This window comes from Amycolatopsis silviterrae (assembly GCF_042684085.1).
GTDB classification, from domain to species: Bacteria; Actinomycetota; Actinomycetes; order Mycobacteriales; family Pseudonocardiaceae; genus Amycolatopsis; species Amycolatopsis silviterrae.
In genome coordinates, this window is sequence record NZ_JBHUKS010000004.1 from 552948 (window position 1) to 558947 (window position 6000).

A 6000-nucleotide genomic window follows, 5' to 3' on the forward strand; every position below is an offset into this window, starting at 1 on the left:
CCGAGCCCACCGGGTCAGCGGAAAGAACCCCCGCCCACCGACAACACCGCACCCGCCGCTGAAGACCCCAATGTGGCATTGGGTGCGTCCCACGCAACCAACGCCACATTGGGTGCGTCGCATGCACCGAACGCCACATTGGGGCGGTCCGGGCGAAGGCGGAGCAGCCGCGCCGGATCAGTTTTCGTGGGCGCGGCCCAGCTCCTCCGAGCGGTCGCGGGCGGCCTCGATCGCGTCGAGCAGCGCCGCGCGCACGCCGTGCTTCTCCAGTTCGCGGATCGCGTTGATGGTGGTCCCGGCCGGGGACGTCACCGCCTCGCGCAGCAGCACCGGGTGGTCCTGGCCCTCGGCGAGCATCTTCGCCGCGCCGACCGCCGACTGGATGATCAGCTGTCCGGCCAGCGCACGCGGCAGGCCGAGCAGGATGCCCGCGTCGATCATGGCCTCGACCAGGTAAAAGAAGTACGCCGGACCAGAGCCGGACAGTGCGGTGACCGCGTCCTGCTGCCGTTCCGGGACCTCGACGACCTGGCCGACGTGCGACAGCAGTTCCTTGACCGTCGCGAGGTGCTCGGGCGTCGCGTGCTTGCCGGGTGAGATCGCGCTCATCGCCTCGCCGACCAGCATCGGGGTGTTCGGCATCACGCGGACCACCGGGACACCCGCGGCCAGCCGGCGTTCGTACAGCGCGGTCGGCAGCCCCGCGCACAGCGACACGACCAGCGACGCCGTCCCGAGCAGCGGGGCCAGCTCGTCCAGCACCGGCTCGATGTCCTGCGGCTTCACCGCGACCACCAGGATGTCCGCGCGCCGGGCGGCGTCCGCGACGGTCGCCGCTTTCATGCCCGGGTAGCGCGTCTCCAGCTCGCGCGCCCGCTCCTCGTACCGCTCGGTGAAGAGCAGGTCGCCTGGCTCGTGGCCGCCGTTGAGCAGGCCCGACAGCAGGGCTTCGCCGATCTTTCCCGCACCCAGCACCGCGATCACACTCATGCGGCCAGCGTGCCAAACGCGCGTCAGCCGCCTGGTGCCGGGGCGAGCGCCAGCTGCCGCACCTGCGCGATGACCCTGCCCTGCGAGTCGGCCACCGTCGCGTCCGAGTCGAACCACGGCTCGTGCACCGACCGCGCCTCGACGAGGATCCGCAGCCAGCCGGGGGCCGGGCGGGCCCGCACGAGCGAGGTCATCTGGACGGTCGGGGCCCAGCCGTGCCTGCCGAGGTTCGCCACCACCGGCGGGTTGAGGTCGCCGGCCAGCAGCGCGAAGTACACGTCGGGCTGGCCCGCGCGGGGACGGGCCCACATCCGCAACCGCGGCGGGTCGCCGGTGCGGCCGGAGACGAATCCCGCGGTCATCGGGTCCAGCCGCACGTCGCAGGCCGCGGACAGGTGGAACGGGCCTTCCGGGGTGTCCTTGCCGAGCTGCAACGCGCTGGACGGCGGTTCGGCGGGCAGCTGCGGCAGGTCCGTCCATTCGGAACGGCGCACCGGCAGCCTGCCGACCGTGACCCGCGCCTCGACGCACGCGCGGCCGCGCTGTTCGAGCGACACCGCGACCACCGACACCCGGCGGCCGACTTTGCGCACGTCGGCGCGCAGCAGCACCGGGCCGAGCGCGGGCGCGTGCAGGAATTCGGTGCTCACCGCGAGCGGTTCGACCGTCGCGTCCCCGCGTTCGTGCAATGCGGAAGCGGCGGTTTTCGCCAGCAATGCCACCAGAAATCCGCCGTGCGGATGGCTCCCGATCGCCCATTCCGCTCGCAACGTCGCGGTGAACGTGCCGTCTCCGAGCGACCGGACTGCGGTGGCCGTGGCGAAGGCGGTCGCGGTGTCGTCGGCCGCGCTCACGGACGACCGGCCACGGCGATACGGCGCGTGGAACCGGGTCCGGGGAAGGCTGGAGACGGCGATGGCAGCGAGGTCACGCCCGGCACTTTACGGTGCGCCGCCGCCTTTGCGAGCGGTGCCGGGCAGGGACCGCCCGGACAGCCGAGCAAGATCACCCGCGGATCACTGCCCGAGGTGCAACCGGGCGAACAGCAACGCCTCCGCCAGCGCACGGGCCCGCGACGCCGCCCCGGTCGCGTGCCGCGTATTCACTTCCAGCACGACCTGCCCGGAAAACCCGTCCCGGACAAGCTTTTCCAGCAACTCGGCACACGGCTGCCCGCCGTGCCCGGGAATCAGGTGCTCGTCCTTGGGGATGCCGGTGCCGTCCGCCAAATGGACGTGGCTCAGCCCCGCGCCCATCCGGTCCGCGAGTGCCAGCGCGTCCATCCGCGCCGCGGCCGAATGCGACAGGTCCAAGGTGTAGTGCCGGAATCCGACGTCGGTGGGGTCGATCGAAGGCCGGAACGCCGAAACGCGCGCGTCGCGCGATCCGCCCGGCGGACGGACCTTGAACATGTTCTCCACCGCGACGTCGACCCCGCTGGCGTCCTCCAGCTCGTCGACGAGATCGCCGAACGCGTCGCCGTAGCGGCGTTGCCAGCGAAACGGCGGATGCACCACGACCGTGCGCGCGCCGAGTTCCAGCGCGGCGTCCACGGACCGGCGCAGCCGCACCTCGGGGTCCGGCGACCAGATCCGCTGGGTGATCAGCAGCGACGGCGAATGCACGGACAGCACCGGCATTCCGGTGCGCCGCGACCAGCGCCGGATCGCCGAGACGTCCTGGCTGATCGGATCGGCCCAGACCATGACCTCGACGCCGTCGTAGCCGAGGTCCGCGGCCAGCTCGAACGCCGCGCCCGCGCGCAGCGGCCACACCGAGGCAGTGCTCAACCCCACGGGGACGGGCGCGCTCTCACTCACGCGCCCATCCTGCCCCAGTGCCCTTGGCGGCGGGCTACTTGGCCACCAGCAACAGCGCCGCGGGCGACACCGTCACCACCAGCCCGACGAGAATCGCCAGCAGCGTCGTCTGCAGGTCCTCGGCGCGGCGGATCTTCCGCACGATCCACACCAGCGCCACGATCACCAGCAACGCGCCCACGAGCGCGGCGGGCGCGAGGTTGACCCACAGCCAGTTGAAGCCGAGCCACACGCCGGCCCCGCCGACGACGCCCAGCGCCAGCTGCCCGGCCAGGGTCAGCCACTGCTTGCCCGCCGACACCGCGGGTTCCGGCTCGGCTTCGGCCTCCGGAGCCTCCTCGGCTACGGCTTCCTCGGGGTAGTCGTCGTACTCGTCGCCTTCGGCGTATCCCTCGGCGTGCTCGTAGCCCTCGGCCCGCTCGTACCCGTAGCCGTCGTCGCCCTCGAAGTCCGGCTGGCCCTCGGGGTAGCCGCCGGGTTCGGCGAACTCGCGCTCGTACTCGGCCAGGTCGTCCTCGACCGGCTCGTTGCCGCCCGGCGCGAACGGCATCGGAGCCGGGTAGCCCGCAGTCGGCGGGCCCGCGTCGTAATCCGCGGCGGCGGGCGGGTATTCGTCCTCGTAACCGTCGTCGACGTAGTCGTCTTCGACGTAATCCTCAGCTGCCTCCGGCTCCGCACCGGCGGGCGGCACGGCCGGCATCATGCCGACCTCGGTGTCCTCCAGCTGCTCCGCCTGCCGACGCTGGCGCCAGCCGGCGAGACCCGCGGGCGGCGCGTCTTCGGCGACGCCCTCGGCGGGCGGGCCGTCGACCGCGTCGAACTGCTCGGTGTGCGGCTCCTGCTTCGGCGCCGGACGGCGGGCCGGTGCGCGCCGCGGCCGGTTGGGCGCGGCGGGAGCCGGGAACGCGCCGCTGGCCATCGGCGTCGCGGGCGGTTCCGGGGCGTCGCCGTCGAGACCGTCGAGCCGGGCGGCGAGCCCGCCGTCCGGTGGGGGCGGCGGGGCCTGCGGCGGCTGCGGGGCCGGACGGCGGCGGACCGGCGGCACCGCGCCGCGGGTCTCCTCGCCGCCTGCCTGCGGACGCGGCGGACGGCCGCGCGGCGGCACCGGCATCTGCCCGGATTCCTGCGGAGGAGCCGGGGGACGCACGAAACCGGAGTCCTGCGGCGCGGCGGGACGCAGGTAGCCAGTGCCCTGCGGACCGGCCGCGGGCGGCGCGGGGCGGGCGAACTGCCCCGACTCCTGCGGCGGCGCGGGCGGGCGCACGTAGGCCGAATCCTGCTGGCCGTTCGCCGGCCGCGGATACTGCCCGGACTCCTGCGGAGGAGCCGGGGGACGCACGTAAGCCGAGTCCTGCTGGCCGTTCGCCGGGTACTGGCCCGACTCCTGCGGAGCCGGGTACTGCCCGGACGGCTGGCCGTTCATCGGCGGCGGCCCGGCGTCCTGCGGCGCGGGGTACTGCCCCGAAGGCTGCTGCCCGGGACGCGGGTACTGGCCCGATTCCTGCGGCGGCGCGGGCGGGCCGGGCGGCGCGGGTCGCGGTGCCGCGTCCGGACGGCGACGGCCGCCAGGGGGACGCGAAGGAGGCGGCGGGGTGCCGCCCTCTGCGGCCACCCGGTCGATGATCGCCTGTGGTCCGGTGTCGGTGAGGCTCGAGCGCCGCGGGGCGGCCTCGTCCTCGTCATCGGCCGCCCTGCGCCTGCGTCGCCGTCCGCCGTCGACCTGCTGCCCGTGCTGGGCGAGCAGTTCGGCCACGGTCTTCTGGGGCTGGTCGCCGCCGGTCTGGTCCGTCATACCGTGCTGTCCAAAGCGCGCTCGGGGTTTGTTGTGGTCACTCGGGCACACCTGCCTTCGGCGCCGCGCGCGATCGACACCGTGCAGTGCATGTCCGTCACCTCTTCACCGTGCCTGGTCTTCGTCGGCCAAGTCCAGTCCGCTGCTGTCACCGGTCCTCCCCACTCGCCGAAACGCCGGCGACCGCGGCTCCAGTGTCGTCCGACCCATTGGCGTGGTCCAACCGCCGCAGGATGACACCCTCTCGCAGCGCCCAGGGGCAAATCTCCAACTCCGTGAGGGAGAGCGCCCGCATCGCGGCCTGCGCCACCAGCGCGCCGGCCACGAGCTGGTGCGACCGGCTCCCGCTGACACCTTCCAGCTGGGCCAGATCCGCGGCGGTCATCCGCGAAATGAAGGCGATGAGCTGGCGAAGGGCAGTATCGGTGAGCGTACGGCGCACGCGAGGGCCCGCCGCCGAGGGGGCCGCTCCGGTCAGCCGGGCGAGCGAGCGGAACGTCTTGGAAGTTGCCACGACCCGGTCCGGAATGCCCTGTCCGGCAACCTTTTTCGCGAGCCCGGCGAGCTGGTCCTCGAGCCAGGCCGACGTCGCGACGACCTCGGAGCGCGTGGGCGGGTCGTTGCGGAAGCGAGTACGGGTGGTGCGGCCCGCGCCGAGCGGGAGCGACGCGGCGAGTTCGGGTTCCTCGTCGCGGCCCATCGCGACCTCGAACGAACCGCCGCCGATGTCCAGCACCAGCAGCTTCCCGGCCGACCAGCCGTACCACCGGCGCACCGCGAGGAAGGTGAGCCGCGCCTCGTCCTCTCCGGACAGAACCCGCAGGTTGACACCGGTCTCGGCGGTCACCCTGGCGAGCACCTTCGCCGAGTTCTTCGCCTCGCGCACCGCGGACGTCGCGAACGCCAGCACGTCCTCGCAGCCGAGCCGCGCGGCCGCGGATTTAGCCGATTCGACCGCCCGGACCAGGCCGTCCTCGCCCGGCCGGCTCAGTTCGCCGGACCCGGTCAGCTGTTCGGCCAGCCGCAGCATCGTTTTCTCGGAGTGCATCGGGGTCGGGTGGGCGCCACGGTGGGCGTCGACCACGAGCAAGTGGACGGTATTGGAACCGACGTCGAGTACCCCTAGGCGCACGAGGATTCAGCGTACCGGTCCCAGGGCCAGGTCTCGAAACTGTAACCAACTCCACTCGGTACGACACCAACTCAGCGTGCGCGATCCGGCACGGTGTGCGCTGAAATCCGGACAAAAGCCGTGAAGGACTCCTTGCGGGACCTAGATTCCCATGCCAGGGACTTAAGCCGCGTGGCCGCACACCGGCCGGGCCATCCACAAAGGACGCCAGAACCGGCGATGTGCCCGTTTTATGCCCGTATGACCATGTCCGGAGGTCCGTGAGG

5 protein-coding genes are annotated in these 6000 nt (G+C 72.8%); all 5 read right to left on the reverse strand.

Annotated elements, in window-relative coordinates; genetic code table 11:
- Positions 1 to 177: 177 nt before the first annotated feature.
- The gene (gene proC / locus ACFSVL_RS06350) at positions 178 to 990 is read right to left on the reverse strand and encodes a pyrroline-5-carboxylate reductase (RefSeq protein WP_378301305.1); all 813 of its coding nucleotides are present in this window, start codon (positions 988 to 990) and stop codon (positions 178 to 180) included.
- 23 nt (positions 991 to 1013) lie between these two features.
- Complete coding sequence (locus ACFSVL_RS06355; protein ID WP_378301307.1) at positions 1014 to 1844, reverse strand: thioesterase family protein; 831 nt, start codon at positions 1842 to 1844, stop codon at positions 1014 to 1016.
- Positions 1845 to 2006: 162 nt separating this feature from the next.
- Positions 2007 to 2810 carry a sugar phosphate isomerase/epimerase family protein gene (locus tag ACFSVL_RS06360; protein WP_378301309.1) on the reverse strand — a complete coding sequence of 268 codons (804 nt, stop codon included), beginning with the start codon at positions 2808 to 2810 and terminating at the stop codon, positions 2007 to 2009.
- Between the two features lie 34 nt (positions 2811 to 2844).
- Entirely contained in the window at positions 2845 to 4602 is a 1758-nt protein-coding gene (locus tag ACFSVL_RS06365; protein ID WP_378301311.1) for a hypothetical protein, read from the reverse strand.
- A 148-nt stretch (positions 4603 to 4750) separates the two neighbouring features.
- Positions 4751 to 5734: a Ppx/GppA phosphatase family protein gene (locus ACFSVL_RS06370; protein WP_378301313.1), complete on the reverse strand. Its 984-nt coding sequence runs from the start codon at positions 5732 to 5734 to the stop codon at positions 4751 to 4753.
- Between the last annotated feature and the right edge of the window lie 266 nt (positions 5735 to 6000).

Coding starts and splice junctions, on each gene's coding strand:
- proC (WP_378301305.1), bottom strand. CDS start 990: ATGAGTGTGATCGCGGTGCTGGGTGCGGGAAAGATCGGCGAAGCCCTG.
- ACFSVL_RS06365 (WP_378301311.1), bottom strand. CDS start 4,602: ATGACGGACCAGACCGGCGGCGACCAGCCCCAGAAGACCGTGGCCGAA.